At 67.4% G+C, this 25082-nt stretch carries 35 protein-coding genes and 1 pseudogene; all 36 read left to right on the forward strand.

Going from position 1 to position 25082, the window contains the following annotated elements; all coding sequences use genetic code 11:
* Positions 1-117 precede the first annotated feature (117 nt).
* The 36 genes and pseudogenes from rplW to ABFS34_07435 all read left to right on the forward strand — a co-directional run bounded on the left by rplW (position 118) and on the right by ABFS34_07435 (position 25056).
* Entirely contained in the window at positions 118-432 is a 315-nt protein-coding gene (rplW, locus tag ABFS34_07260) for a 50S ribosomal protein L23 (protein ID MEN8375231.1), read from the forward strand.
* Positions 432-1271, forward strand: a complete 840-nt coding sequence (gene rplB, locus ABFS34_07265) for a 50S ribosomal protein L2 (protein MEN8375232.1) — start codon at positions 432-434, stop codon at positions 1269-1271. The genes rplW and rplB overlap by 1 nt, the downstream gene beginning before the upstream one ends.
* Before the next feature lie 12 nt (positions 1272-1283).
* Entirely contained in the window at positions 1284-1571 is a 288-nt protein-coding gene (gene rpsS / locus ABFS34_07270) for a 30S ribosomal protein S19 (protein MEN8375233.1), read from the forward strand.
* Position 1572: 1 nt separating this feature from the next.
* Positions 1573-1923, forward strand: coding sequence for a 50S ribosomal protein L22 (gene rplV / locus ABFS34_07275; GenBank protein MEN8375234.1), 351 nt, complete (start codon positions 1573-1575; stop codon positions 1921-1923).
* Between the two features lie 39 nt (positions 1924-1962).
* Positions 1963-2625, forward strand: coding sequence for a 30S ribosomal protein S3 (rpsC, locus tag ABFS34_07280; GenBank protein ID MEN8375235.1), 663 nt, complete (start codon positions 1963-1965; stop codon positions 2623-2625).
* Positions 2626-2628: 3 nt separating this feature from the next.
* The gene (rplP, locus tag ABFS34_07285; GenBank protein ID MEN8375236.1) at positions 2629-3051 is read left to right on the forward strand and encodes a 50S ribosomal protein L16; all 423 of its coding nucleotides are present in this window, start codon (positions 2629-2631) and stop codon (positions 3049-3051) included.
* A complete protein-coding gene (gene rpmC, locus ABFS34_07290; protein MEN8375237.1) occupies positions 3048-3245 on the forward strand; it encodes a 50S ribosomal protein L29 in 198 nt (65 codons plus the stop codon). Before rplP ends, rpmC begins: the two co-directional genes overlap by 4 nt.
* Before the next feature lie 7 nt (positions 3246-3252).
* Positions 3253-3516, forward strand: coding sequence for a 30S ribosomal protein S17 (gene rpsQ / locus ABFS34_07295; GenBank protein ID MEN8375238.1), 264 nt, complete (start codon positions 3253-3255; stop codon positions 3514-3516).
* A 13-nt stretch (positions 3517-3529) separates the two neighbouring features.
* Positions 3530-3898: a 50S ribosomal protein L14 gene (gene rplN / locus ABFS34_07300; GenBank protein ID MEN8375239.1), complete on the forward strand. Its 369-nt coding sequence runs from the start codon at positions 3530-3532 to the stop codon at positions 3896-3898.
* Positions 3899-3968: 70 nt separating this feature from the next.
* The gene (gene rplX / locus ABFS34_07305) at positions 3969-4286 is read left to right on the forward strand and encodes a 50S ribosomal protein L24 (protein ID MEN8375240.1); all 318 of its coding nucleotides are present in this window, start codon (positions 3969-3971) and stop codon (positions 4284-4286) included.
* A 5-nt stretch (positions 4287-4291) separates the two neighbouring features.
* On the forward strand, positions 4292-4885 hold the full coding sequence (gene rplE / locus ABFS34_07310; GenBank protein MEN8375241.1) for a 50S ribosomal protein L5: 594 nt from the start codon (positions 4292-4294) through the stop codon (positions 4883-4885).
* A 4-nt stretch (positions 4886-4889) separates the two neighbouring features.
* Positions 4890-5075 carry a type Z 30S ribosomal protein S14 gene (locus tag ABFS34_07315; GenBank protein MEN8375242.1) on the forward strand — a complete coding sequence of 62 codons (186 nt, stop codon included), beginning with the start codon at positions 4890-4892 and terminating at the stop codon, positions 5073-5075.
* 128 nt (positions 5076-5203) lie between these two features.
* Complete coding sequence (gene rpsH / locus ABFS34_07320; GenBank protein MEN8375243.1) at positions 5204-5596, forward strand: 30S ribosomal protein S8; 393 nt, start codon at positions 5204-5206, stop codon at positions 5594-5596.
* 11 nt (positions 5597-5607) lie between these two features.
* Positions 5608-6144: a 50S ribosomal protein L6 gene (rplF, locus tag ABFS34_07325; protein ID MEN8375244.1), complete on the forward strand. Its 537-nt coding sequence runs from the start codon at positions 5608-5610 to the stop codon at positions 6142-6144.
* 14 nt (positions 6145-6158) lie between these two features.
* On the forward strand, positions 6159-6545 hold the full coding sequence (rplR, locus tag ABFS34_07330) for a 50S ribosomal protein L18 (protein MEN8375245.1): 387 nt from the start codon (positions 6159-6161) through the stop codon (positions 6543-6545).
* Between the two features lie 10 nt (positions 6546-6555).
* A complete protein-coding gene (gene rpsE / locus ABFS34_07335; GenBank protein MEN8375246.1) occupies positions 6556-7083 on the forward strand; it encodes a 30S ribosomal protein S5 in 528 nt (175 codons plus the stop codon).
* Positions 7076-7285 (forward strand): 50S ribosomal protein L30, encoded by a 210-nt coding sequence (rpmD, locus tag ABFS34_07340; protein MEN8375247.1) that lies wholly within the window; start codon positions 7076-7078, stop codon positions 7283-7285. Before rpsE ends, rpmD begins: the two co-directional genes overlap by 8 nt.
* Positions 7286-7290: 5 nt before the next feature.
* A complete protein-coding gene (rplO, locus tag ABFS34_07345; protein ID MEN8375248.1) occupies positions 7291-7740 on the forward strand; it encodes a 50S ribosomal protein L15 in 450 nt (149 codons plus the stop codon).
* A gap of 20 nt (positions 7741-7760) precedes the next feature.
* Positions 7761-9074 carry a preprotein translocase subunit SecY gene (gene secY, locus ABFS34_07350; GenBank protein ID MEN8375249.1) on the forward strand — a complete coding sequence of 438 codons (1314 nt, stop codon included), beginning with the start codon at positions 7761-7763 and terminating at the stop codon, positions 9072-9074.
* Between the two features lie 42 nt (positions 9075-9116).
* Positions 9117-9767 (forward strand): adenylate kinase, encoded by a 651-nt coding sequence (locus ABFS34_07355; GenBank protein MEN8375250.1) that lies wholly within the window; start codon positions 9117-9119, stop codon positions 9765-9767.
* A complete protein-coding gene (locus tag ABFS34_07360; protein ID MEN8375251.1) occupies positions 9764-10543 on the forward strand; it encodes a uroporphyrinogen-III synthase in 780 nt (259 codons plus the stop codon). The genes ABFS34_07355 and ABFS34_07360 overlap by 4 nt, the downstream gene beginning before the upstream one ends.
* The gene (locus tag ABFS34_07365) at positions 10540-11370 is read left to right on the forward strand and encodes a 3'(2'),5'-bisphosphate nucleotidase CysQ (protein ID MEN8375252.1); all 831 of its coding nucleotides are present in this window, start codon (positions 10540-10542) and stop codon (positions 11368-11370) included. The genes ABFS34_07360 and ABFS34_07365 overlap by 4 nt, the downstream gene beginning before the upstream one ends.
* 28 nt (positions 11371-11398) lie before the next feature.
* Complete coding sequence (cysD, locus tag ABFS34_07370; protein ID MEN8375253.1) at positions 11399-12304, forward strand: sulfate adenylyltransferase subunit CysD; 906 nt, start codon at positions 11399-11401, stop codon at positions 12302-12304.
* The gene (gene cysN / locus ABFS34_07375; GenBank protein ID MEN8375254.1) at positions 12304-14223 is read left to right on the forward strand and encodes a sulfate adenylyltransferase subunit CysN; all 1920 of its coding nucleotides are present in this window, start codon (positions 12304-12306) and stop codon (positions 14221-14223) included. Before cysD ends, cysN begins: the two co-directional genes overlap by 1 nt.
* Positions 14220-15989, forward strand: coding sequence for an SLC13 family permease (locus ABFS34_07380; GenBank protein MEN8375255.1), 1770 nt, complete (start codon positions 14220-14222; stop codon positions 15987-15989). Before cysN ends, ABFS34_07380 begins: the two co-directional genes overlap by 4 nt.
* 139 nt (positions 15990-16128) lie before the next feature.
* Positions 16129-16896: a type I methionyl aminopeptidase gene (map, locus tag ABFS34_07385; protein MEN8375256.1), complete on the forward strand. Its 768-nt coding sequence runs from the start codon at positions 16129-16131 to the stop codon at positions 16894-16896.
* 16 nt (positions 16897-16912) lie between these two features.
* Positions 16913-19465, forward strand: a complete 2553-nt coding sequence (locus ABFS34_07390) for an SLBB domain-containing protein (GenBank protein MEN8375257.1) — start codon at positions 16913-16915, stop codon at positions 19463-19465.
* A gap of 91 nt (positions 19466-19556) precedes the next feature.
* Positions 19557-19673 carry a 50S ribosomal protein L36 gene (rpmJ, locus tag ABFS34_07395; protein ID MEN8375258.1) on the forward strand — a complete coding sequence of 39 codons (117 nt, stop codon included), beginning with the start codon at positions 19557-19559 and terminating at the stop codon, positions 19671-19673.
* 4 nt (positions 19674-19677) lie between these two features.
* On the forward strand, positions 19678-20058 hold the full coding sequence (gene rpsM / locus ABFS34_07400) for a 30S ribosomal protein S13 (GenBank protein ID MEN8375259.1): 381 nt from the start codon (positions 19678-19680) through the stop codon (positions 20056-20058).
* Between the two features lie 79 nt (positions 20059-20137).
* Entirely contained in the window at positions 20138-20530 is a 393-nt protein-coding gene (rpsK, locus tag ABFS34_07405; GenBank protein ID MEN8375260.1) for a 30S ribosomal protein S11, read from the forward strand.
* A gap of 92 nt (positions 20531-20622) precedes the next feature.
* Positions 20623-21258 carry a 30S ribosomal protein S4 gene (gene rpsD, locus ABFS34_07410; GenBank protein MEN8375261.1) on the forward strand — a complete coding sequence of 212 codons (636 nt, stop codon included), beginning with the start codon at positions 20623-20625 and terminating at the stop codon, positions 21256-21258.
* 68 nt (positions 21259-21326) lie between these two features.
* Positions 21327-22448: a DNA-directed RNA polymerase subunit alpha gene (locus ABFS34_07415; protein ID MEN8375262.1), complete on the forward strand. Its 1122-nt coding sequence runs from the start codon at positions 21327-21329 to the stop codon at positions 22446-22448.
* 3 nt (positions 22449-22451) lie between these two features.
* Positions 22452-22802 (forward strand): annotated as a pseudogene (rplQ, locus tag ABFS34_07420) (50S ribosomal protein L17).
* Between the two features lie 8 nt (positions 22803-22810).
* The gene (locus ABFS34_07425) at positions 22811-23326 is read left to right on the forward strand and encodes a hypothetical protein (GenBank protein MEN8375263.1); all 516 of its coding nucleotides are present in this window, start codon (positions 22811-22813) and stop codon (positions 23324-23326) included.
* Between the two features lie 37 nt (positions 23327-23363).
* Positions 23364-23558: a 50S ribosomal protein L28 gene (gene rpmB, locus ABFS34_07430; protein ID MEN8375264.1), complete on the forward strand. Its 195-nt coding sequence runs from the start codon at positions 23364-23366 to the stop codon at positions 23556-23558.
* A 175-nt stretch (positions 23559-23733) separates the two neighbouring features.
* Positions 23734-25056 (forward strand): cation:proton antiporter, encoded by a 1323-nt coding sequence (locus ABFS34_07435; GenBank protein ID MEN8375265.1) that lies wholly within the window; start codon positions 23734-23736, stop codon positions 25054-25056.
* Positions 25057-25082: the final 26 nt, after the last annotated feature.

A 25082-nucleotide genomic window follows, 5' to 3' on the forward strand; every position in this document is an offset into this window, starting at 1 on the left:
CCGACGAGGCGCCGGTCGCGGAAGCCGAGAGCGCGGCGGAAACCGAGCCGGAGGCCGTCGCCGAAGAGAGCGAGCCCGCGGCTGAAGCGGTTGACGAGGCGGCCGAGGAGAAGACCGATGGCTGAGGCCCGAGACGTCATCATCCGGCCCGTCGTCACCGAGCAGACCATGCTCATGGGTGGCGGCCAGTTCGCCGGGGGAGAGGACACCGCCAACGCGTACGTGTTCATCGTTCGGCGGGACGCGAACAAGATCGAGATCCGCAAGGCGGTGGAGAATCTCTTCGACGTGAAGGTCGAGGCCGTGCGCACCATGAACTACCGCGGCAAGGTGCGTCGAGTGGGACGCATTGCGGGCAAGCGGGCCGCGTTCAAGAAGGCCGTGGTTCGGCTCGCCGCCGGTGAGACGATCGACGTCTACGAGGGAGTCTGATGCCGCTCAAGAAATTCAAGCCGGTGACGCCGGGCCAGCGGTTCAGGTCCGTGGGGGCGAGCGACGTCATCACGCGCCACGAGCCGGAGAAGTCGCTGACCGAGCCGATTCGCAGGTCGGGTGGGCGCAACCACCACGGACGCATCACGACGCGCCGTCGGGGCGGCGGTGCCAAGAGGCGCTATCGGAAGATCGACTTCAAGCGCGACAAGCACGGCGTGCCGGGTCGCGTGGCGGAGATCGAGTACGACCCGAATCGGTCGGCGAACATCGCCTTGATCCATTACGCGGACGGCGAGAAGCGCTACATCCTGCACCCGAAGGGCCTGACCCAGGGCGCGGAGATCATGGCCGGGCCGGGCGCCGATATCCGCGTCGGCAACTCCATGCCTTTGAGGGAGGTCCCGCTGGGGACCGTCGTTCACTGCATCGAGCTGAAGCCGGCCAAGGGAGCTCAGGTGGTGCGCTCGGCCGGAGCCGGGGCGCAGTTGGTGGCCAAGGAGGGCGATTTCGCCACGCTGCGGCTGCCCTCTACCGAGGTTCGCATGGTGCGGCTGGAGTGCGTCGCCACGATCGGGGAGATCGGCAACTCCGATCACAACCTGCAGGTGCTGGGCAAGGCGGGTGCGTCCCGCTGGCGGGGCCGGCGCCCCAAGGTGCGTGGGGTGGCAATGAATCCGGTCGACCACCCGCTCGGCGGTGGTGAGGGGAAGGCGTCCGGCGGACGCCCTCCGGTCACGCCGTGGGGGAAGCGGGAAGGCAAGAAGACGCGCAAGAGGAACAAGGCGTCAAACCGCTACATCGTGCGCGGCCGCAAGCGCGGCAAGGCCACGAGGTAGGGCAAAGGAATAATGTCGCGATCCGTCAAGAAGGGACCGTACATCGACGAAAAGCTCCTGCGCAGGGTGGAGCAGATGAACGCGCGCAACGACAGGAGGGTCGTCAAGACCTGGTCGCGCGCCTCCACCATTTCGCCGGAATTCGTCGGCCACACGATCGCGGTGCACAACGGCAACAAGCACGTGCCCGTGTACGTGACCGAAAACATGGTGGGTCACAAGCTCGGCGAGTTCGCGCCGACCCGGCTGTTTCGCGGGCATGGCGGCAAGCTGGCCGACAAGCGTTCGAGGGTGAAGTAAGATGGAAGCGCGCGCCACAGCTCGGTACGTGCGGCAGAGCCCGCGCAAGATGCGTCTCGTCGTGGATCTGATCCGGGGCAAGAGCGTCGGTGAGGCCTACGCGATTCTTCAGCATTCGAAGAAGCGCGCCGCCCGCATGATCGACAAGACGCTGCGTTCAGCCGTCGCCAATGCGGTCGATCGGGCTTCCAGCGACGGCGTGTCGCTGGATGTCGACGACCTGACGGTGTCGGAAGCGTACGTGAACGAGGGTCCGCGGCTGCGTCGTTGGCGAGCCGCGGCGATGGGACGTGCCGCGCCCAGGCGCAGGCCGCTCGCCCACGTGACCGTCATCGTCGACGCGCCGGAGTAGAGCCGTGCGAGTCATCCCAATCGTTGTGAGGCCGTAGGTATGGGACAGAAAGTCCACCCCAGGGGTTTCCGCCTCGGGATCGTGAAGCCGTGGAAGTCGCGCTGGTTCACGTCCGGCAGCTTCGCTGATCTGCTGACCGAGGACGAGACGATCCGGCGCTACCTGCACCGCCGCATGGCGCACGCGGCGATCGCGGAGGTCTCGATCGAGCGTAAGCCGCAGAAGATCGTCGTGACGATCCACACCGGCCGGCCCGGCGTCGTGATCGGCAAGCGGGGGGCGGAGGTGGACAAGCTCCGCGACGAACTCGCGCACCTCACGAGCAGCGAGGTGTCGATCAACGTGGAGGAGATCAAGCGGCCGGAGATCGAGGCCCAGTTGGTGGCCGACAATGTCGCCCACCAGTTGATCCAGAGGATCTCCTTCCGGCGGGCGATGAAGCGCGCGGTGCAGGCGGCCATGCGTTCGGGCGCCGAGGGCATCAAGATCCAGTGCGGCGGCAGGCTGCAGGGGGCCGAGATCGCGCGCACCGAAGGGTACAAGGAGGGTCGCGTGCCGCTGCACACGCTGCGCGCCGATATCGACTACGCGACTTCCACCGCGAAGACGACCTACGGCACCATTGGAGTCAAGGTCTGGATCTTCAAGGGCGAGGTGGTGGAAGAACGTCGGGGCAGGACGTACTCCAGCGATCGGGCCTGAGGGATGCTTGCTCCGAAGCGGGTAAAATATCGGAAGCAGTTCAAGGGCCGCATGCGGGGACTGGCCCGGCGCGGCAACTACGTCGCGTTCGGCGAGTGGGGCTTGCAGACCACCGAGCCCGGTTGGATCACCAACCGGCAGATCGAGGCCGCCCGTGTCGCCATGACGAGACACATCAAGCGCGGCGGGAAGGTCTGGATCCGCATCTTTCCGGACAAGCCGGTGACCAAGAAGCCGGCGGAGACGCGCATGGGCAAGGGGAAGGGCAACCCCGAGCTGTGGGTCGCGGTGGTCAAGCCCGGCAGGGTCATGTTCGAGCTCGAGGGCGTGTCGGAGACGGTGGCGCGCCGCGCGCTCCTTTTGGCCTCGGCCAAGCTGCCGGTCAAGTGCAAGATCCTGTCGCGTTCGGACGGAGGTGAGGGATGAACGCCGCCGAGGTCCGGGAATTGACCGACGAGGAAATCGTCGGGCGGATCGAGGAGCTGCGTGAGGAACTGTTCCGGCTGCGCTTTCGCTCCGCATCGCAGGAAATAGAGAACCCGGCGCAGTTCCGGGCCTTGCGACGCGACGTGTCCCGTCTGAAGACCATCCTGCGCGAGCGAGAGCTCGCCAATGGCTGAGGAAGCAATGGAGTCGACCGAACGCGGCCGGCGCAAGGTGCGTCAGGGCACCGTGGTGAGCGACCGGATGGACAAGACGGTCATCGTCGCGGTGGAGAGGCGCACGGCGCACCCGCTTTATGGCAAGATGATCACGCGAACCAAGAAGTACCACGCGCACGATGAGGCCAACGACGTGCGCGCGGGCGATGTGGTGCGGATCGAAGAAACCCGCCCGCTTTCGCGCACCAAGCGCTGGCGGGTCGTCGAAGTGATCGAGCGCGCGAGATAGGCGAGGTCGAGCGATGATTCAGCAGGAGTCGATGCTCCGCATCGCGGACAACTCGGGCGCCAAGAAGGCGAAGTGCATTCGCGTTCTGGGCGGCTCGAAGCGGCGCTACGCGCGCGTGGGCGACATCATCGTCGTCGCCGTCAAGGACGCGCTCCCGAACGGTACCGTGAAAAAGGGCGAGGTCGCTCGCGCGGTGGTGGTGCGAACGTCCAAGGAGACGCGGCGTCGTGATGGCAGCTACATCCGCTTCGACGACAACGCCGCCGTGATCATCAACGACGCGGGCGAGCCCCGCGCGACGCGGATCTTCGGCCCGGTGGGCCGCGAGCTGCGTGAGCGGCGCTTCATGAAGATCGTTTCGCTCGCGCCCGAAGTGATCTGAGGATGAGACGATGCCAGGCTTGAGGACGCGCCGCGCCACGCGCGGCAAGAAGACCGGTGGCCGCCAGAAGGTGCACGTGCGGCGCGGTGATCGCGTACGCGTGATACGGGGCAACTTCCGTGGCCTCGAGGGCACGATCCTGCGGGTGCTCCCCAAGGAGAATCGCGTAGTGGTAGAGGGCGTGAATCAGAGGGTGCGGCACCAGCGGCCGTCGCCGTCGAACGAGGAGGGCGGACGGATCACCTTCGAGGCGCCCATTCACGCCTCCAACGTGATGCTGATCGACCCGTCCACGAACGAACCCACCCGCGTCCGCAAGAGCGGTGCGGGGAAGGAAAAAGAGCGAATCTCGGTTCGCAGCGGCAACCCGATTCCGAAGCCGAGCTAGTAGCGATGAAGCCCAGACTGAAGCAGCACTACGAAAACAGGGTCCGTCAGCGACTGACGGAGCAGTTCGGCTTTGCGAACCAGCTGCAGATACCGGCTGTCGAGAAGATCGTTCTGAACGTCGGCCTGGGAGAGGCGCCCAAGAACCCGAAGCTGCTGGACAGCGTGGTCGATGAGATGCAGACCATTACCGGCCAGCGTCCGGTGATCACGCGCGCCCGCAAGTCGATTTCAAACTTCGGATTGCGCGAAGGGATGCCCGTCGGCGTAAAGGTGACGCTGCGCCGGGAACGGATGTACGAGTTCCTGGATCGCCTCATCAACGTCGTGATTCCGCGCGTGCGTGATTTCCGGGGACTGAACACCCGAGCCTTCGACGGGCGCGGCAACTACTCTGTCGGCGTTCGGGAGCAGATGATCTTTCCCGAGATCGACTACGACGACGTGGTCGAAGTGCACGGCATGGACATCGTGATCGTGACGACCACCAACAAGGACGACGAGGCCCTGGCGCTGCTGCGCGAGATGGGCTTCCCGTTCCGGGGAGAGACGCCGGTGGTAGTGTCCGGCGAGGTCATCCCCGGCCCCACGGAGGACTAGGCGTATGGCACGGAAGGCCTTGGTGGAAAAGGCTCGGCGCAAGCCGAAGTACTCGGCGCGGGCCTACAATCGATGTAACAGGTGCGGACGACCGCGTGCGTTCCTGCGCAAGTTCGGCCTGTGCCGGATCTGCTTCCGCGAGCAGGCCCTGGCCGGGGAGATCCCCGGAGTCCGGAAGGCGAGTTGGTAGCAGCCTCTCGCGCCCGTGAACCGAAACGGGACGAGAGGGTAGCAGGACCGTTCACGGGGGCCGGAGCCTCCGTACCGTTTCCTACAAGTCCGGCGATCGGCCGGATACTATAGGAGCTGCAATCCGCCATGATGACGGATCCCATCGCCGACATGCTCTCCCGGGTGCGCAACGCGTCTCGCGCGGGCCACAAGCGGGTGGACGTGCCGGTGTCCAAGGTGAAGACGGAGATCGCTCGCATCCTGCGAGACAGCCACTTCATTCACGACTACAAAGTGCTGGACGACGGGCGACACGGAGTTCTTCGGCTGTACTTGAAGTATCACGAAGATCGTCCGGTGATCCGCAACATCCAGCGCGTTTCGCGCCCCGGCCGCAGGCAATACGCGGCCGTGCGCGAGTTGAAGCCCGTCAGGGTCGGGATGGGCATCGCGATCGTGTCTACATCGCGCGGCGTGATGACCGACAAGCAGGCTCGCGCCGAGAACGTGGGCGGCGAAGTCATGGCGCTGGTCTGGTAGCGGATAGAGCTATGTCGCGAATCGGAAAGACGCCCGTGGTGATCCCCGGCGGGGTCACGGTGTCCGTAGAGGACGGCGTGGTCCGGGTCAAGGGCCCGAAGGGCGAGTTGTCCCAGAGCGTGCGTCCGGAAGTGCAGGTCGAGCTCGGCGATGGTCAGCTGACGCTGGCCAGGCAGTCGGATGCTCCCAGCCACCGGGCGTTCCACGGCCTCATGCGGGCGCTGGTTGCCAACATGGTGCGCGGCGTGTCGGAGGGGTTCCAGAAGAGCCTGGAGTTGCAGGGCGTGGGATACCGGGCGGAGAAGAAGGGCAATACGCTCGTTCTCATCGTCGGGTACTCACACGCCGTGGAGTATCCGGAACCCGAGGGCGTGTCGATTTCCACCCCAACCCCCACGCAGATCGTGGTGGAGGGGGCGGACAAGCAGAGGGTGGGTCAGGCCGCCGCCGAGATCAGGTCGGTCCGGCCGCCGGAGCCTTACAAGGGCAAGGGCATCAGGTACCAGGGCGAACACGTCCGCCGTAAGGCGGGCAAGACCGGCGTCTGATCGGGGAAACGACCATGGCCAGCAATCGCAAGAACATCATGGATCGCGCCCGCCGGTTGGCGAGGCGCCATCGCCGGGTACGGCAGCGGGTGATCGGCACGGCCGAGCGGCCGCGCCTGGTCGTACACCGGTCCCACAAGAACATCCAGGGGCACCTCGTGGACGACATAGCCGGACGGGTTCTCGTCGGCGTGTCCACGCTGGCCCCCGAGCTGAGAGACAAGCGCGGCGACGCCGAGATGAACAAGTCGGGGCTGGGGCGCGAGGCGGGCAAGCTGCTCGCCGCCAGGGCCAAGGACTCGGGCATCGAGAGCGTGGTATTCGACCGCGGAGGCTACCTCTATCACGGCCGGGTCGCCGCGTTCGCCGAGGGCGCACGCGAGGGCGGCCTGAAGTTCTGAGGCTCGATTCATGGCGAGAGATCACAGGAAGGGTAGAAGGGGCCGCGAGTCGGACCTCGTCGAAAGCGTCATCCACGTGAACCGCGTCGCGAAGGTCGTCAAGGGCGGACGCCGGTTCTCGTTCACCGCGCTCGTCGCCGTCGGCGACAAGAAGGGCAAGGTGGGAGTGGCGCTCGGCAAGGCCAACGAGGTCGCTGAGGCGATCCGTAAGGGCTTCGAGAAGGCGCGCGTGAACATGCAGACGGTGCCCATCGTCGCGGGCACCCTGCCCCACGAGATCGTGGGCCGTCACGGCGCGGGTCGCGTCCTGCTCAAGCCGGCCGGTCCGGGTACGGGCGTGATCGCCGGTGGGCCGGTGCGCGCGGTGCTCGAAGCGGCAGGCGTGTCGGACGTGCTCACCAAGAGCCTGGGCTCCAACAACCCGATCAACATGGTGCGCGCTACGCTGGCGGGCCTGGGCGAGCTCGTTACGCCCGAGCAGGTCGCGCGCGAGCGCGGCATCAGCGTAGAGGAGCTGGGGGTGGTGCGTCGTGGCTAGGAAAAAGAAGGCGACGAGACTGCGGGTCACGCAGGTTCGGAGCGGGAACGGTCGCCTGTTGAAGCACCGGGCGACGCTCCGCGCGCTCGGCCTGCGACGTCATCAGCAGAGCGTGGTCAAGGAAGACAACCCGGCGATCCGGGGCATGATCTTCCAGGTCCGCCACCTCGTCCAGGTGGAAGAGATCGAGGGGGAGGCCTAGTCGGCATGTCGAACTTGAACGACCTGCGTCCACCCGAGGGCGCAACCCATTCCCGCAAGCGCCTCGGCCGAGGTCCGGGATCCGGCAGCGGAAAGACCTCCGGCAAGGGACACAAGGGGCAGAAGTCCCGCTCGGGCTTCAAGCGCCGGGCGTGGTTCGAGGGCGGCCAGATGCCGCTCCAGCGGAGAGTGCCCAAGCGCGGATTTACGAGCCGAAACCGCGTGGAGTGTGAGATCGTCAACGTGGGCGACCTCGGCCGCATGGAAGACGACGTGGTGACCCCCCAGAGCTTGCACTCGGCGGGGCTGGTCGACCTGGGCCGCTCCGTTCCCGTGAAGCTTCTCGGCAGGGGTGAAGTCGAGCGGGCCTTTACGGTGCAGGTGCACAGGGTGAGCGACGGCGCGCGCGCCAAGATCGAAGCCGCGGGCGGCACCGTGGACATCCTGGACTCCTAGCAGATAGCAGATCGCAGATAATGGCCAACCCGATCGCACCGTTCTGGCGGATCCCAGAGCTGAAGAACAAGATCCTCTTCACGCTCGGAGTCCTGCTGCTCTACCGCGTGGGCGCCCACATTACCACGCCGGGCGTCGACGTCGTGGTCCTCCGTCAGCAGTTCCAGAACCTCCAGAACACGCTCTTCGGCGTCTACGACATGTTCGTCGGTGGCGCGCTCTCGAGGGCAACGGTGCTTTCGCTCGGCATCATGCCGTATATCTCCGCGAGCATCATGTTCCAGTTGCTCGCCGCGGTGGTGCCGACCATCGAAAAGCTGCAGAAGGAGGGGGAGGACGGCCGCAAGAAGATCACCCAGTGGACGCGTTACTCCACGGTGGTGCTCGCGGCGCTGCAGGGCTGGGGCTACGCGGTCTTCCTGCGCAACATCCCGGGCGCGGTGAACATGGCGGGCCTGCCGTTCATGCTCGGCACGACGCTCATCCTCACCACCGGCGCCGTGTTCGTCATGTGGCTGGGCGAGCAGATCACCGAGCGCGGGATCGGTAACGGCGCCTCGCTGCTGATCTTCTTCTCGATCATCGAGGGGTTCCCGCGGGCGCTGGGTGCCACCTGGCAGTCGTTCCGTGTCGGCGCGATCAGCGCGTTCGCGCTGGTGGCTCTGCTCGCGGTCATGATATTGGTGATCGCCGCGGTGACGTCCATGACCATGGCCATGCGCAAGCTGCCGGTGCAGATACCGCGCAAGGTGTTGGGCCGAGGCAGGATCCAGGAAGGCCAGAAGAGCTTCATCCCGCTACGGGTCAACTCGGCGGGCGTGATGCCGATCATCTTCGCGCAGTCGATCATCATCGTGCCGGGTACGCTCGCGGCCTTCAGCAGCATCGGGTTTCTACAGGACATTTCGCAGACATTCCAGCCCAACAACTGGGTCTACTACGGCACCTACGCGTTGCTGATCCTGTTCTTCACTTACTTCTATACGGCGATCATCTTCAATCCGGTCGATCTCGCCGAGAACCTGAAGAAGCAGGGGGCGTTCATTCCGGGCGTGAAGCCCGGGCGCGACACGGCCGATTACATCGACCACGTTCTGACCCGAATCACGCTTCCCGGGGCGGCCTATCTCGCGCTGATCGCGCTGCTGCCGTTCTGGATTTTCGCGATCTTCAACATCCAGACGTTCTTCTTCGGGGGTACGTCGCTGCTGATCGTCGTCGGCGTCGCCCTGGACACGGTTCAGCAGATGCAGCAGCACCTGCTCCTCAGGCGCTATGAAGGCTTCATGAAGAAGGGGCGGGTGCGCTTCCGCGGGCGACAGCAGTACATGTAGTCAGTTGGCAACCATCCGCGGCCTTCGGTTACGCGAGCGAGCATGCATCTGATTCTTCTCGGGGCCCCCGGTGCCGGCAAAGGCACGCAGGGGGCCCTTCTCACGGAGCGGTACGGGATCCTTCGGCTTTCGACCGGCGATTTGCTGCGAGACGCCGTGCGCGAAGGCAGCGCCCTCGGCCTCGACGCCAAGCGGTACATGGACGCCGGCGAGTTGGTCCCCGACGAGGTCATCCTCGGCCTCGTCAGGGGCGTCATGGCGCGCGTCCGGACTGGCGTCGTATTCGACGGATTCCCGCGCACCATCCCGCAGGCCGAAGGCCTCGATGCTCTTCTCACGGAGCTGGATCGGCCCCTCGACGCGGTAGTGGTAGTCGACGTCGGCGACGAAGAGCTGGTCCGTCGCATCGCGGGCCGCCGCATATGCCCGAAGTGCGGCGCGACGTACAACGTGCACCATCGGCCCCCGGCGGTGCCCGGCGTATGCGATGTGTGCGGCGCCGAGCCGCGCAGTCGCCCGGACGACGCCGAAGAGACGGTGCGCCGTCGCCTGGCGGTGTACCGCGAGCAGACCGCGCCCCTCATCTCCTTCTACGAGGACAGTCCGACTCCCGTGCACGTGGTGGACGGCGCGCGCGGCATGGGCGACGTGGCGGCCGACATCGCGCTTCTGCTGGATCCGATCCGGGAGTGACGGGCGGCGGCGTGGCGCTCCTCGGGCTGCGCGTCGCGGTAACGCGTCCACGCGACCAAGCGGCCGAATTGGTCGCGGGCCTCCGCGCCCGCGGGGCGGAGGCGTTGTCGTATCCAGCCATCCGGCTGACCCCCCCGGAAGATCCAGGCGGCCTGCGGGACGCCGCCACGGGACTGAGCGCCTTCGACTGGGTCGTGTTCACGTCGGCCAACGGCGTGCGCTACCTCGCGCGCGCGCTGGAGGAAGGCGGCGTCGAACCTCGGGCCGCCGTAGCGGTCGCCTGCGTGGGCCCCGCGACCGCGGCCGCGGCGCGGGCCGCCGGATTCGAGGTGACTCTCACCGCGGACCGGTTCGTCGCCGAGGGCCTCATCGAGGCGCTGGCCGCGGCCGGGCCACTAGCGGGCCGGCGCGTTCTCCTGCCCAGATCGTCCGCGGGCCGTGACGCGCTGCCGGAAGCGCTGCGCCGCTTGGGAGCGCACGTGGCGGACGTGCCCGCGTACCGGCCGGAGCTGGACCGCGAGGCGCTCGCCGAGCTGCGCCGCGAGATAGAGGTGCGGGGAATAGATGTGGTCGCCTTCACTTCGTCGTCCGCGGTGTCGGCCTACGCCGAGGTCGTCGGCGCGGCGGGTCCGCCGGCGGCCTGCATTGGACCGGTCACCGCGCACACGGCACGCGAGCGCGGCCTCGAGGTGGCGCTCGTGGCGCTGGAGCACACCACCGCCGGGCTGATCGCTGCCCTCGAGGCGTGGCGGGCCGCTGCCACGAACGAGCCATGAGCGGAGGGGCGTTCACGCGCGAGTTGGACGTGGCGAGCGCGGCGGCGCGAGATGCGGGCGCCGCGGCCATGGCGTACTACGGGAGCGCGTCAGCCTCGCTGAAGGAGGGCGGTACACCGGTGACCGAGGCCGATCACGCTGCCAACGACGTGATCCTCGCGCGGCTCGCCCGGGAGTTCCCGGACGACGCCGTTCTATCCGAGGAGTCGCGCGACTCGGCCGGGCGCCTCCGCGCCGAGCGGGTCTGGATCGTCGACCCCCTGGACGGCACCAAGGAGTTCCTGGCGCGGAACGGGGAGTTCGCGATCATGATCGGCCTGGCCGTGGACAGCCGGGCCGTCGCCGGGGCGCTCTATCTGCCGGCCCGCGAGGCCCTGTACCGGGCGGCGGTGGGCCACGGAGCACGGCGCTGGAACGCGCTGACCGGCGCCTGGGTGCCTCTTCCGTCGACGCGGGTCGGCTCGCCGCTCCGACTGGTAGGATCGCGGTCGCACGCGGACCCCTTTCTGGAGGCTCTCGCGGAGCGCCTCGGCACGCGTGACGTTTCCGCCAGTGGATCCGTCGGGGTAAAGTGTTCCCTCATAGCGAACGGGGACCGCGACCTGTACGTCCATCCTGTATCGTTTTTGAGCGAATGGGACACGTGCGCGCCGGAGATCCTCCTGCGGGAAGCCGGTGGCACGGTTCTGGATTGCCTGGGCGCTCCGTTGCGATACAACAAGCCGGTGCCGGTGCAGCCCCACGGGATTCTGGCGTGCGCGGCGGGGGCGGAGGCGGCGATCGACGTCGTGACCGCGCTGTATCGGGAGCGCCGCGAGGACGGGTGAGTGCCCTGGCCCAAGAGGCGAAGAGTGGATGAAGGACGATAGAACGTCGCACCTGGCCCAGCTGGAGGCGGAGGCGATCTTCGTCATGCGCGAGGTCGCGGCGCAGTTCGAGCGCCCGGTCCTGCTCTTTTCGGGCGGGAAGGACTCGATCGTCATGGTGCACGTGGCGAGCAAGGCGTTCGCCCCGGGCAGGATTCCGTTTCCGCTGCTGCACATCGACACCGGGCACAACTTCGCGGAGACGCTCCGATTCCGGGACGCGCTCGTCGGGCGCGTCGGCGCGGAGCTGCTCGTGCGCTACGTCCAGGATTCGATCGATGCTGGACGGGCGGTGGAGGAGAAGGGGCCGGACGCGAGCCGCAACGTCTTGCAGATCGTGACGCTTCTGGACGCGATCGAGGAGCTCAAGATCGACGCGGCGCTGGGTGGCGGGCGGCGCGACGAGGAGAAGGCTCGCGCCAAGGAGCGGTTCTTCTCCCACCGCGACCGGTTCGGGCAGTGGGATCCCAAGAATCAGCGTCCGGAGCTGTGGAGCCTCTACAACGGCGCCAAGGCCCCCGGGGAGCACTTTCGCGTGTTCCCCCTCAGCAACTGGACCGAGATGGACGTGTGGCAGTACGTCGCGGCGGAGGAGATCCCCATCCCCTCGCTGTACTTCGCCCACCAGCGAGAGGTGGTGGAGCGGGACGGGACCCTGCTCGCGCGGAGCCCCTGGATCTCGTTGCTGGACGGAGAGGCCTACGAGAACCGGACGATCCGCTTCCGCACGATCGGCGACGCGACCTGTACCGGCGCGGTCGTCTCCGCGGCGGGCTCGCTCGAGGAGGTCATCGCCGAAGTCGCGGCGGCTCGCGTGACCGAGCGGGGCGGCCGGCACGACGACCGGCGCTCCGAGTCCGCGATGGAAGACCGCAAGCGGCAGGGATACTTCTGATGGCCGCGGGCGCTTCCGACCTGCTCCGATTCACGACCGCCGGTAGCGTCGACGACGGCAAGAGCACGCTGATCGGGCGTCTGCTCTACGATACCAAGTCGATCTTCGAGGACCAGCTCGAGGCGCTGGAAGGGGCGAGCAGGCGGTCCGGCGAGGACGGACTCAACCTGGCGCTGCTTACCGATGGACTGCGCGCCGAGCGCGAGCAGAAGATCACCATCGACGTCGCCTACCGGTACTTCGCCACTCCCAGGCGGAAGTTCATCATCGCGGACACGCCGGGGCACGAGCAGTACACCCGCAACATGGTCACCGGCGCCTCCACCGCCCACCTGGCGGTCGTCCTCGTGGACGCGCGCAAGGGCGTGCTCACGCAGTCGCGCCGACACGCCTTCATCTCTTCGCTGCTGGGCATCCCCCACATGGTGGTGGCGGTCAACAAGATGGATCTGGTCGACTGGTCCATGGACGCGTTCGACGAGATCGCCGACGAATTCCGGTCGTTCGCCGCCAAGCTCAACGTGCGCGACATCGTCTTCATTCCGATTTCGGCCTTGGAGGGAGACAACGTCGCGCGGCGTAGCGAGCGCACCGACTGGTATCAAGGGCCCTCGCTGCTGCACCACCTGGAGTCCGTCAACATCTCCGCGGACCGGAATCTGGTAGACTTCCGATTCCCGGTGCAGTACGTCATCAGGCCGCACCAGGACTTTCGCGGATTCGCCGGAGAGGTCGCCTCGGGCACCATATCCGTCGGCGAGGAAGTAGTCGCGCTGCCGTCGGGGCGCGCGACGCGAGTCACCCAGATCCACTCGGCTCGCGGCCCGGTGGAGGAAGGCCTGGCGGGAGACCCGCTCGTGATCGGCCTTGCGGACGATATCGACGTGAGCCGTGGCGACATGATCGTGCGGAGGCGCAATCTGCCGCAGGTCGGCCGACGCATGGAGGCCATGCTCTGCTGGATGTCGGAGACGCCGCTGGAAGTGGGGCGGCCTCTTCTGGTGCGCCATACGACGCGCGCAGCCCGTGCGTACGTGACCAACGTCCTGTACCGAATCGACGTCGATACGCTCCACAGGGAAGACGCGCAGACGCTGGCGCTGAACGAGATCGGGCGCGTGGAGGTCGAGACCGCGGACCCCGTCTTCTTCGATCCCTACCGGGTGAACCGGTCCACCGGGGCGTTCGTGCTCGTGGACGCGTTCACGAATACGACCGTCGGAGCCGGCATGATCCGCGGCGGCGTCCAGACACCGGGTGACCTCGCGCGTGCGGACGCCGAGGGGGCTGAGCGCCCGGCATCCCCCGACGTGCGCTGGGAGCCGGAAGCGCTGGCGCGGGAGGAACGCGAGGCTCGCAACGGCCATCGTGCCGCGGTGGTGTGGTTCACGGGCCTGTCGGGGTCGGGCAAATCGACCCTGGCGCGCGCCGTCGAGCGGCGCCTGTACGACATCGGCTGCAGCACGATGCTGCTCGACGGGGACCGGGTACGGCACGGCCTGAGCGGGGACCTCGCGTTCTCCCCGGAGGATCGCACCGAGAACATCCGCAGGGTGGGAGAGGTCGCGCGCCTGTTCTTCGAGCAGGGCAGCATCGCCCTGTGCACGTTCTTGTCGCCTTACGCGCGGGACCGGGACCGTGCGCGCTCGCTCGTTCCGGATGGCCGCTTCTTCGAAGTCTACGTGCGCTGCGACATCGAGGAGTGTCGGCGGCGGGACTCGAAGGGCTTGTACGAGCGCGCGGAACGGGGTGAGATCACGGGCCTGACGGGCGTGACCGCGCCCTACGAGGAACCCGTGTCGCCCGAGCTCCTCGCCCCCTCCGACGACCTGGGCGTCGACGAGCTCGCCGAGCGCGTCGTGGCCATGCTGCGTTCCGCCGGAATTCTGCCAGCGGGGGCGCCGGAAGCGCGGCCATGACGTGGCAAGGCTGGGCCACGCTGGTGATCGTGGCCGTGGTCGTGGGCCTGCTGGCCCGGGGCGCCAGATCGCCCGCTCTGACGATGTTGCTGGGCGTGGTGGCGGTGGTCCTGCTGGGCATCGTGTCCGCGCCCCAGGCGTTCTCCGGTTTTTCGAATCCGGCGCCGATCACCGTGGCGGCGCTCTTCATCATCGCGGGCGGCATAGAGAAGACCGGCGCGCTGCAGCCGCTCGTCGCGGCGGTGTTCGGGCGCACCAACGGCGAGAGGCGATCGCTCCTCCGGCTGCTGTCCGCCGTCGCCGCGTCATCGGCCGCCATGAACAACACCCCCATCGTCGCGATGCTGTCGCCGCAGGTCGCGGGTTGGGCGCAGCGCCAGGGTCGCAGCCCCTCGCGCTATCTGATGCCGCTCTCGTTCGCCGCCATCCTGGGCGGCCTCCTCACCCTGATCGGCACATCGACCAACGTCGTGGTGTCCGGACTGCTGGAGTCGGCCGGCATGCCCGCGCTGGGCATGTTCGAGATGACGCCGGTGGGGCTGCCCATCGCCGTCGCCGGCCTGGCCCTGCTGGTGTTGGCCACGCCGGCGCTGCTGCCGGACCGGAGGGGCTCGAGCGCCAGCGCGGGCGCCGAGGCCCGTGAGTTCGTCGTGCAGATGGCGGTCGAGCGAGGCGGGCGATTGGACGGCGTCGGCGTGGAGGAGGGCGGGCTGCGCCACCTGCAGGGCCTGTTTCTGGTGGGGCTGGAGCGCGACGGCGAAAGGAGCGCGCCCATCGCGCCGACGACGAAGCTGCGCGGCGGCGACCTGCTGGCGTTCGTTGGGGTGGCCGATGCGATCGCGGAGCTCCAACGCATGCGCGGTCTGACCTCCGCGGAGGCGCGCCATTTTCTGGACTTCACCGACCCCGGCAACACGTTCTTCGAGGCGGTCGTCGGAGGAGCCTCGCCGTTGGTGGGGCGAACGCTCAAGGAAGCCGGCTTCCGCGATCGCTACCAGGCGGCGGTCGTGGCTATCCACCGGGCCGGAGCGAGGGTGCACGGCAAGCTGGGTGGTGAGCCCCTCCGCCTGGGCGACACCCTGCTCCTGCTCGCAGACCCGGGGTTTCGCGCTCGCTGGAGAGATCGCGCTGACTTCCTGCTGGTCTCCCGGCTCGGCGGCCCATCGCCTAGCGCCAGCCGCTACGCGCCTCTGGCCGCGCTCATCGCCCTGGGAGTGGTCGCGGTCGCGGGGCTGGGTCTGGCGCCGGTCCTGCACGCCGCGCTGGCGGGCGCGGCGCTCACCATACTGGTGGGCATCCTGACCACGGCGGAGGCGCGCGGCGCGGTCTCGCTCGACGTGCTGATCGTGATCGCCGCCGGCTTCGGGCTGGGGGCCGCTGTGCAGGAAAGTGGGCTGGCGGCCGTCATCGCCGATACCGTCCTGGCCCCTCTGGGTGCGCTCGGGGCGCCCTGGGCGCTGGCTGGGGTGGTCCTCGTTACGCTGGCCCTCACCGAACTGATCACCAACACCGCCGCGGCGATTTTGGTGTTTCCCGTGGCGCTGGCGGTGGCCGGCGATGTCGGCGCCGATCCACGCGCGTTCGCCATCGCCGTGGCGCTCGCGGCTTCGTGCAGCTTCCTGTCGCCCCTGGGCTACCAGACCAACACCATGGTGTACGGCCCCGGCGGATACCGCTTCGGAGACTACGCCCGACTGGGCGCTCCGCTCACGATTCTGGTCGTGATTACCATCGTTGGAGTGTTCAGTCTGCTCGGGTGGGTGTAGGCGGCTCCCGGGGATACCACGCGCAGGTCCCCCGCGTTACATTTGGCCGCGCCTCTCCGGGCCGGAGGGAGCGCCCCGGAGGGAGCGCCGCGCAGAGACGCAGGCCGCCTTCGATTCCTCGACAGCGAACGCGCACCCGGTGATCCCGCTCAAGAGCCAGCAAGAGATCGAGGCCATTGGCCGCGCGGGTAGTGTCATCGCCGCGCTGTTCGCCGAGCTTCCCGCGCGCATCGCTCCCGGCGTGACCACGGACGCATTGGACCGCTTCTGCGATGAGTTCGTCCGTTCCCACGAAGGCGCGGTGCCGTCCTTCAAGGGCCTCTATGGCTTCCCCCGCAGCGCCTGCATTTCGGTCAACGAGGAGGTCGTCCACGGCATCCCGGAACCGGGTCGCGTGCTGGCCTCGGGCGATCTTGTCACCGTGGACGTCGGGGTGGAGCTGGGTGGCTGGTTCGGCGATGCGGCGCGAACCTACGCCGTGGGCGATGTCGACGCCGACGTTCAGCGGCTCATGGACACGACTCGGGCGGCCCTCAACGCTGGCATCGAGCAGGCTCGCGCCGGCAACCGCCTCGGTGACGTGGGGCACGCCATTCAAACGGTCGCCGAGTCCGCTGGGATGTCGGTGGTGCGCGAGCTCGTCGGCCACGGCATCGGCAGGCGGCCGCACGAGGAGCCGAACGTGCCGAATTTCGGCCGGCCGGGGCGCGGCCTCAAGCTGAGGCCCGGGATGGTGCTCGCCATAGAGCCGATGCTCAATCTCGGCTCGCCTGACGTCGAAACGCTCGAGGACGACTGGACGGTGGTGACATCGGACCGGCTACCGAGCGCCCACTTCGAGCAGACGGTGGCCGTTACGGCGGACGGGCCCCGAGTGCTCACGAGTCTCAACGGCAACCCGCTTTAGGCGGGCGAGGCTACCCATGTCGCCAGGCAAGCCAGCGCGCTCGATCCTCGCCTTCGGGCTCGCGGCCGCCTCCGCCGCGCCACCTCTCTCGGCCCAGAATGCGACTGGCCAGCAGGCGGACACGGTGGCCATCCGCCAGCAAATCGAGGGTCGACTCGGGCGGTCCGTGTCGCAGGGTGAGATCCTCGAGGCGCTGCGTCGGTCGGGACTGACCCGGTCGCAGCTTCGCTTGCGCCTGAGCCAGGCCGGATATGATCCAGCCCTGGCGGATCGCTACTATGACGCGCTGGAGGGCGGCTCTCTGCAGCGGGGTGCGCCCGGAGGTGATTTCGCCGAAGCGCTGGGGCGTTTGGGCCTGATGGGCCAGGACAGCGGCCTGGGGATAGGCCCGGGCCAGGCGGCGCTCTTCGATTCGCTTGGAGCCGACTCTCGGCCCTTCCGAGACCCACCCGGTCTGCCCTTCGACCTGCGCGACGAGCCCGTGCCTACGGTGGATGGCCTGCCGATTTTCGGTCACGATATCTTTCGGAGATTCACAACCCAGTTCGACCCGATCCTCGAGGGGCCGGTGGACGCCGGCTACCGGCTGGACGCCGGAGACGAGTTGGCGCTAGTGCTTACCGGAGATGTCGAGCTCGCTTACCCGCTGACGGTTTCGCGTGAGGGGCACGTGTTCATCCCCGACGTCGGCCGCGTGGCGGTGGCCGGCCTCACGCTCGGCCAGCTGGAAGACGCGCTGTACGGTCGCCTGGGCAGCGTTTACTCGGGAGTGCGGCGGGGCCCCGGCGCGACCACGCGCTTCCAGATTTCCGTCGGACGGCTGCGCGTCAATCAGGTGTTCGTCGTGGGCGAGGTCCGCTGGCCGGGCGCCTATCAGGTGAACGCGGCCGGCACCGCCTTCAACGCGCTCTACCTGTCGGGCGGACCCAGCGCCGCGGGTAGCCTGCGTTCGCTGGAGGTGCGACGGGGCGGACGGCTCGTCCAGACTGTCGACACCTACGACTACCTTCTGCGCGGCGACAACGCCGGCGACCTGCGCCTGGAGCAGGGGGATCGGCTGTTCGTTCCGGTTGCCCTGACCCTGGTGGGGGTGGAGGGCTCGGTACGCAGGCCGGCCGCCTACGAGCTGCGCGAGGGAGAGGGGCTACGCGAGCTGATTGCCTTCGCCGGCGGCTTTCGGTCCGACGCCGTGGTGAGGCGCATCCAGGTGGATCGCGTCGTGCCGCCCTGGGAGCGCATCCCCGGCGTGGACCGCGTCCTGGTGGACGTCGACCTGCGCGAGTTGATGGAGGGAGACGAGGCCATGCCGCTGCGCGACGGGGACCGCGTCCGGGTGTTCGCGATCTCCGACGAGCGGCGCAACAGGGTCGTGCTGGAAGGCGAGGTGAACCGGCCCGGGCTGTATCAGTGGAGCGACGGGGAAACGCTGCAGGGCCTGATCGACCGCGCCGAGGGGCTAACGGAGGGGGCTTACCTTTCGCGCGCCCACATCTACCGCCTGGATCCGGCCGACGGCCGCCGCCAGCTGCTCAGGGTCGCGCTGTCAGAAGACGGCGTCACGGGTGACGTGCGGCTGGCCGATCGCGACTCGGTGGTGATCTTCAGCAAGGAGATGCTGCGCAACGAGTCGGTCGTGACGGTCGATGGGTTCGTGAAGGACCCGGGCGAGTTCCCTCTCGCCGAGGGCATGACCCTCGAAGACCTGATCCTGGCCGCGGGTGGCTTCGTGCGCGGCGCCTACGCCCTCGAGGTGGAGATCGCGCGGCCGGTGGATCCGCTGCGCCGGGACCGTACGCTGGCGACGGTGTTTCGGGTCGCGCTGCCTCCAGGGGGCGCGCCGGGCAGCGACGGCGGCAGCGACGGGGCGACCGGCGCGGTCGAGGCCGGGGCCGGCGACTGGCGCCCTCTGGCGGCCGAGTTCTCCCTGCGTCACGGAGACCGGGCGTTCGTGCGCCGGGCGCCGGGCTACGAAGTGTCTCGAACCGTGGCGGTCACGGGCCAGATACACCTGCCCGGCCGCTACGTGCTGGCCGAACGCGACGAAACCGTCAGCAGCATCATCGCACGGGCGGGTGGGCTCACGACGGAGGCCTACGCGCCGGGCTTCCAGATGATACGCGAGGGCGAGTTGGTGGCGACGGATCTCTCCCGCGCTCTGGTCGAGGGCGACCGCGAGGCGGACCTGGCCCTCGCGGGAGGTGACAGCCTGCACGTCCCGGCCTACGATCCAACGGTCCTGGTGCGGGGCGCCGTGGCGTTCGAGACCCGCGTTCTGTACGAATCCGGCGAGAACATCGACTACTACATCGAACAGGCCGGTGGGTACCTGGACAACGCCGATCGGGATCGCGTTTCGGTCACCTTCCAGAACGGTTCCCGGGCCACCAAGCGTACCCGCTTCCTGCTGCCGGACGGAGTCCCAAGGCCGGGCCCGGGAAGTCGCGTCGTCGTGCCCGTGAAGCCCCCGCGGAGCGGCGGCCTGGGCTTCAGCACGATCTTCACCCAGACGCTGACGGCGCTGACCGCGGCGGCGTCGCTGATCATCGCCGTGGACCGTATCAGCAACTGAGCGATCATGTGCCCACGGGGTTGCTCGATCTTGGTCGCCTGCATATACTTCCCAGCTGTTCGTCAACTTCTTACGCCCGGCATACGCACACATGAAGGTTCGTAGCAGCGTCAAGCCGATTTGCGAGCATTGCAAGGTGATCCGCCGCCGCGGGGTGGTGAGGGTCATCTGCAAGAGGAATCCGCGACACAAGCAGCGACAGGGCTGAGCGAATGGCGCGTATCGCTGGCATTGATTTGCCGCGCAACAAGAGGATCGAGGTCGCGCTGACCTACATCTACGGCATCGGCGCTTCCAAGTCCGACCACATACTCGACACCACCGGCGTGGATCGCGACAGGCGCGTCCATCAGCTGACGGACGAGGAAGTGAATCGTCTGCGTCGGGAAATCGAGAGCAAGCACAAGGTGGAGGGCGCCCTTCGCACCGAGGTCTCCATGAACGTCAAGCGACTCATGGACATCGGGTGCTATCGCGGTTTGCGGCACCGGCGCGGACTTCCCGTTCGGGGCCAGCGCACGCACACCAACGCGCGCACGCACAAGGGTACGCGGCGCGCCATCGCAGGCAAGAAGAGGGCACCCAAGAAGTAGCCGGTGCCGGTCAGCCGATCTTCGGCTCGGCACCGCTGGGCCTCCGATAAGACCCTAGCACAGCGCGAAGCGCACGAGCATGGCCAAGCCCAAGAAAACGCGTCAGAAGCGAACCAAGAAGAACGTCGAGGCGGAGGCGATCGCCCACATCCGGGCGACCTTCAACAACACGCTCATCACGCTCACCGATATGGGTGGTGCGGTGATAGTGTGGGGCAGCGCCGGCCGAGCGGGGTTCAAGGGTTCCAAGAAGTCGACGCCGTTCGCCGCCACGGTCGCGGCGGAGCAGGTGGGCCGTGAGGCGGTCAGCCTCGGTGTTCGGCGGATCCACGTGCGCGTGCAGGGACCGGGTAGCGGCAGAGAGTCCGCCGTGCAGGCCCTGGCCGCGGCCGGGTTGGATGTTCGGTCGATCCGCGACGTTACGCCGATCCCGCACAACGGGTGTCGGCCGCCCAAGAAGCGCCGCGTCTAAAAGGACGCGGGGAGACGTAAACCGCCGCACCATCCAGGCGGGACGAAGTCTCGCATGCAGGTTTTATCGACACGGATGGAGACTAGAACGATATGGGTCGCCACACTGGACCGGTGTGCAAGCTCTGCCGCCGCGAGGGGCAGAAGCTCTTCCTGAAGGGCACGAAGTGTTTCACCGAGAAGTGCCCCATTGAACGCCGCAACTATGTCCCGGGCCAACACGGTCTAACCAACGCGCGCCGGCGTAAGCAGTCGGAATATGCGGTGCAGCTCCGTGAGAAGCAGAAGGTGAAGCGGATCTACGGGGTCGGCGAGTCGTATTTCCGGAATCTTTTTGCGGAAGCCCACCGAGCGCAGGGCGTCACGGGCGAAAACCTGTTGGTCCTCCTCGAAAGCCGGCTGGACAACATCCTCTACCGCCTGGGGCTCGCCGAGAGCCGCCGGCAGGCGAGGCAGCTCGTTCGCCACGGCCACGTGGAGGTCAACGCGTCCGCCGTGAACATTCCGAGCTACCGCGTTGCCGCCGGTGACGAGGTGCGCATCCGCGAAGGCTCTCGGGGGCTGGTACCGGTGCAGGCCGCAGTGGAGGCGAGAACTCGCCCCGACACGGTACGCTGGCTCGCGGTGGACACGGATACGCGCACGGGCCGGATGCTCCAGAGCCCGACCCGCACGGACATCCCGTTGGCGGTCCAGGAGCAGCTCATCGTGGAGCTCTACTCCAAGTAGGGCCGGCCGGGGAAGCGAAAGCAACGTCAGTTGATGACTCGAACCGGCCGTTCGGCCGGGAGGCGATAGTGGAGCTAGATCTCAGCGGATTGGTACTTCCCGAGCGAGTCGAAGTCGCCCATCGTTCCGACGATGGTCGCTCGGCGGAGTTCGTAATGGCACCCCTGGAGCGGGGCTACGGCCACACCCTCGGCAATACCGTCCGGCGCATTCTGTTGTCTTCGCTTCCGGGGGCGGCGGTGTGGGCTTTCCGCATGGACGGCGTCGTACACGAGCACCAGACGGTGGAGGGCGTCGTCGAAGACGTTCACCAGATCATCCAGAACCTGAAGACGCTCGTTCTGGAGATGGAGGGCGACCTGCCTCAAGCGACGCAGGGGGCCGCTCCCGTGGCCGATGAGGACGGCGAAGAGTTCGTCGTCGAAGAGGAGACGCCGCCGGTCACGCTGGAACTGCGCGCGTCCAAGGCCGGCGCCGTGACCGCGGAAGCCATCGGCGGGCATGGGCGGGTCAAGGTCGTCAATCAGGACCACCACCTGTTCACCCTGCAGGATGAGCGAGAGATCAACCTCACGCTGTACGTGAACAAGGGGCGCGGCTTCGTGGCCGCCGACCAACATCGGCTACCCAAGGGGAGTCCGGTGGACCTGGTCCGGATCGACTCGATCTACAACCCGGTGCTGCGAGCCAACTTCACGGTCGAGGAGACGCGTGTGGGCCAGCGCACCGACTTCGACCGCTTGACGCTGCTCGTGGAGACCAACGGGAGCCGGGAGCCGGAAGAGACGGTGGCGTACGCGGCGGAGCTGGCGCGTCGGCACATGGCCTATCTGCTTCAGTTCGGCGGGACCGAGGTGTCCGAGCCGCCGACACCGGGAGCGGTGCGCATGTCGAGTGGCATGCAGGACCTCTTCCGCCGCCCGATCGAGGACCTCACGGAGCTGTCGGTTCGCTCGGTGAACTCGCTCAAGAAGGAGAGTATCATTACTCTCGGAGACCTGGTCCGGCGGAGCGAGCAGCAGATGCTCAACATCGAGAACTTCGGGCAGAAGTCACTCGAAGAAATCCGCCGCTTCCTGGAAGATCAGGACCTGCACTTCGGCATGCAGCTGGAGGCCGGTGAAGACGGAGAGCTGTATCTGGTGGGCGATGACGCCGAGGCCGAGGAAGCAGCGGCGGCGGAGGAGTAGCCGATGAGGCACCGCAAGAAGGGACGACACCTCGGGCGAACCGCCGAGCACCGGGAAGCCACGCTGCGCAACCTCGCGACGTCGCTTTTCAAGCACGGCCGGATTCGTACGACAACCGCCAAGGCGAAAGAGCTCCGCACGTACGCGGAGCCTTTGATCACGAAGGCGAAGCGTGGCGATCTGCACGCCCGCCGCATCGTGGCTAGGAGCATCCGCGACAAGGACGTGCTCGCTCATCTGTTCGGCGAGCTAGGCCCCCGGTACGCAGAGCGTCCGGGAGGGTATACGCGGGTGCTGAAGCTCGGGCACCGTCCGGGTGACGGCGCCGATATGGCGATCATCGAACTCGTCGAGTAGGTCCCATGGCCGAAACCAACGCGCCTCAGTCGACCGCACGAAAGACCACGCTCCTCATGATCGCGGCCCTGGTTGCGATAGGGGGCCTATTCTGGTGGCTGAGCGTTACCGCCGAGCCGACGCAGATATCCATCCTCGAGGATACCGCATCGGTACCGGGTGCCAACATCGACGGGGGGGCGGCCAACGTGACGGTTGCCGACTTCGCGACCGGTCCCGAGGGCTTCCAGAGCCTGAACATCCGGCTGAGCAACGTTACGATCGCGTCCACGCTGGGCGGCCGGGCGTTTTGGATCCAGCTTCCCAACAACCAGCCGTACATGATCCGGATAAGCGATGCCCTCGCCGCTGGAGGGGCGTCCTTCGCCAACGGTGATATCGTGACGGTATCGGGAATCGTGGAGCTCATGTCCGACTCGGTGTTGACCGATTGGCGGTCTTCGGGCGCGCTGGTGGATGACCTGCAGGTCGAGGAAGCGCGTTTCGCGCTGAGCTTCCTGGACGCGCGCACGCTCAACTAGTTACCGTCCACTAGAGGGCAGGGCCCAGGCACATATCATGGCTAGAGTTTGCTACGTATGCGGCAAGCGTCCCATTACCGGGAACAACGTGAGCCACGCGAACAACAAGACCAGGCGGCGTTGGTTGCCCAACCTGCGGCGTGTGAAGATCGCCCTGGATTCGGGCGATGCCAGACGAGTGCGCGTGTGCACGCGATGCATCTCGGCCGGCAAGATCCGCAAGGCCGTCTAGCCTCGCACCATATCTGATGCAGCACATCGGGCCGGCGCGGTAACCCGCTGCCGGCCCTTCGTATGCGGGCTGGAGTTTCCCCAGGGCCAGCCCTATGTTGCGCGGCCGATCTCACGACCGCGCGGTCCCTGAGGTCTCTTGGCAGCGACCAACCCTCTCATCCCCCGGGGGAGGAATGCTGGATTCGGGATTGCCGCTCGTCCACCTCCTGCTGCAGGGGGTCGCCGACTCCGCGGCCGTTCTCGCCGACACCGCTCAAGCGGCGGCGCAGGCCGGCGCCCACGCGGCGGAGGGGGACCACCTGAGCGTGCCCGCGTTCCTGGCGATCCTGATCGCTATCCTCGTTGGCGCCAAGCTGTTCGGGGAGTTGGCGGAGAAGATCGGCCAGCCGGCGGTGCTGGGTGAATTGGTCGCCGGGGTGGTGCTGGGCGTCTCGGTTCTGAACCTGGTGGATCCGACCGTCGAAGTAATCCACCTGTTGGCCGAAATCGGCGTCGTCATTCTGCTCTTCGAGATAGGGCTCGAGACCGACCTGAAGAAGCTTCTGCAGGTGGGGGGCGCGTCTCTGACGACAGCCGTGGTAGGGGTGGTTCTGCCGTTCGGGGGTGGCTACTGGGTCGCCTCCGCGCTCGGCCTGGAAACGATGGTGGCGGTCGTGGCGGGCGCCGCGCTGACGGCGACGTCCGTGGGCATCACCGCGCGCGTCCTGTCCGACTTGGGGCGTCTGCAAGAGATAGAGAGCCAGATCGTCCTCGGGGCGGCCGTGATCGACGACATCATCGGTCTGATCATTCTGGCCGTCGTGGCGAACTTGGTAGCAGGCGCCGAGGTCACCGCGGTCAGCATCAGCAAGACTACGCTGTCGGCGTTCGGGTTCGTTGCGCTCGTGCTCATCGTCGGCCGGTTCGTCATTCCGCCGCTATTCGACATCCTGGCGCGCGTGGGCAAGCCGGAGACGCTGGCCACCATGGCGCTCGCGTTCGCGTTCATCATCGCCTACCTGGCGGACGCCGCTGGTTCGGCGCTGATCGTGGGTGCGTTCGCCGCGGGGCTCGTGCTGGCGCCCACGCGGCATGCGCACACAATAGAAGCCGGGGTGACCCGCCTGGGCCATTTCTTCGTTCCGATCTTCTTCGTGGTCGTAGGCGCCTCAGTGGATGTGCGCACGTTTGCGGACGCTACTGTCCTCAGCGTGGGACTGGCGCTCATCGCCGTCGCGATCGTGGGGAAGTTGGCCGCGGGCTACGCGCCCTTCTGGCTGAAGGGGAAGAAGTCGGTGATCGGCGTCGGAATGATCCCGCGCGGAGAGGTCGGCCTGATTTTTGCTCAGATGGGCTTGACATCGGGGGTACTGGACGTCGGTATTTTCAGTGCGCTCACGTTGATGGTGATGGTCACAACGTTCATGGCGCCGCCGTTGCTGAAGGTGCTGTTCCCGCCAAAGGGTCCGCCCACGCGTACGCCGGGCGGGTTGGCCGAGACGGTAACAGAAGCTTGACGGTGGGGTTCCAACGGGTGACGGAT

The organism is Gemmatimonadota bacterium (assembly GCA_039715185.1).
Taxonomy (GTDB): Bacteria; Gemmatimonadota; Gemmatimonadetes; order Longimicrobiales; family RSA9; genus DATHRK01.

Coding starts and splice junctions, on each gene's coding strand:
- rplW (MEN8375231.1), top strand. CDS start 118: ATGGCTGAGGCCCGAGACGTCATCATCCGGCCCGTCGTCACCGAGCAG.
- rplB (MEN8375232.1), top strand. CDS start 432: ATGCCGCTCAAGAAATTCAAGCCGGTGACGCCGGGCCAGCGGTTCAGG.
- rpsS (MEN8375233.1), top strand. CDS start 1,284: ATGTCGCGATCCGTCAAGAAGGGACCGTACATCGACGAAAAGCTCCTG.
- rplV (MEN8375234.1), top strand. CDS start 1,573: ATGGAAGCGCGCGCCACAGCTCGGTACGTGCGGCAGAGCCCGCGCAAG.
- rpsC (MEN8375235.1), top strand. CDS start 1,963: ATGGGACAGAAAGTCCACCCCAGGGGTTTCCGCCTCGGGATCGTGAAG.
- rplP (MEN8375236.1), top strand. CDS start 2,629: ATGCTTGCTCCGAAGCGGGTAAAATATCGGAAGCAGTTCAAGGGCCGC.
- rpmC (MEN8375237.1), top strand. CDS start 3,048: ATGAACGCCGCCGAGGTCCGGGAATTGACCGACGAGGAAATCGTCGGG.
- rpsQ (MEN8375238.1), top strand. CDS start 3,253: ATGGAGTCGACCGAACGCGGCCGGCGCAAGGTGCGTCAGGGCACCGTG.
- rplN (MEN8375239.1), top strand. CDS start 3,530: ATGATTCAGCAGGAGTCGATGCTCCGCATCGCGGACAACTCGGGCGCC.
- rplE (MEN8375241.1), top strand. CDS start 4,292: ATGAAGCCCAGACTGAAGCAGCACTACGAAAACAGGGTCCGTCAGCGA.
- ABFS34_07315 (MEN8375242.1), top strand. CDS start 4,890: ATGGCACGGAAGGCCTTGGTGGAAAAGGCTCGGCGCAAGCCGAAGTAC.
- rpsH (MEN8375243.1), top strand. CDS start 5,204: ATGATGACGGATCCCATCGCCGACATGCTCTCCCGGGTGCGCAACGCG.
- rplF (MEN8375244.1), top strand. CDS start 5,608: ATGTCGCGAATCGGAAAGACGCCCGTGGTGATCCCCGGCGGGGTCACG.
- rplR (MEN8375245.1), top strand. CDS start 6,159: ATGGCCAGCAATCGCAAGAACATCATGGATCGCGCCCGCCGGTTGGCG.
- rpsE (MEN8375246.1), top strand. CDS start 6,556: ATGGCGAGAGATCACAGGAAGGGTAGAAGGGGCCGCGAGTCGGACCTC.
- rplO (MEN8375248.1), top strand. CDS start 7,291: ATGTCGAACTTGAACGACCTGCGTCCACCCGAGGGCGCAACCCATTCC.
- secY (MEN8375249.1), top strand. CDS start 7,761: ATGGCCAACCCGATCGCACCGTTCTGGCGGATCCCAGAGCTGAAGAAC.
- ABFS34_07355 (MEN8375250.1), top strand. CDS start 9,117: ATGCATCTGATTCTTCTCGGGGCCCCCGGTGCCGGCAAAGGCACGCAG.
- ABFS34_07365 (MEN8375252.1), top strand. CDS start 10,540: ATGAGCGGAGGGGCGTTCACGCGCGAGTTGGACGTGGCGAGCGCGGCG.
- cysD (MEN8375253.1), top strand. CDS start 11,399: ATGAAGGACGATAGAACGTCGCACCTGGCCCAGCTGGAGGCGGAGGCG.
- cysN (MEN8375254.1), top strand. CDS start 12,304: ATGGCCGCGGGCGCTTCCGACCTGCTCCGATTCACGACCGCCGGTAGC.
- ABFS34_07380 (MEN8375255.1), top strand. CDS start 14,220: ATGACGTGGCAAGGCTGGGCCACGCTGGTGATCGTGGCCGTGGTCGTG.
- ABFS34_07390 (MEN8375257.1), top strand. CDS start 16,913: ATGTCGCCAGGCAAGCCAGCGCGCTCGATCCTCGCCTTCGGGCTCGCG.
- rpmJ (MEN8375258.1), top strand. CDS start 19,557: ATGAAGGTTCGTAGCAGCGTCAAGCCGATTTGCGAGCATTGCAAGGTG.
- rpsM (MEN8375259.1), top strand. CDS start 19,678: ATGGCGCGTATCGCTGGCATTGATTTGCCGCGCAACAAGAGGATCGAG.
- rpsK (MEN8375260.1), top strand. CDS start 20,138: ATGGCCAAGCCCAAGAAAACGCGTCAGAAGCGAACCAAGAAGAACGTC.
- rpsD (MEN8375261.1), top strand. CDS start 20,623: ATGGGTCGCCACACTGGACCGGTGTGCAAGCTCTGCCGCCGCGAGGGG.
- ABFS34_07425 (MEN8375263.1), top strand. CDS start 22,811: ATGGCCGAAACCAACGCGCCTCAGTCGACCGCACGAAAGACCACGCTC.
- rpmB (MEN8375264.1), top strand. CDS start 23,364: ATGGCTAGAGTTTGCTACGTATGCGGCAAGCGTCCCATTACCGGGAAC.
- ABFS34_07435 (MEN8375265.1), top strand. CDS start 23,734: ATGCTGGATTCGGGATTGCCGCTCGTCCACCTCCTGCTGCAGGGGGTC.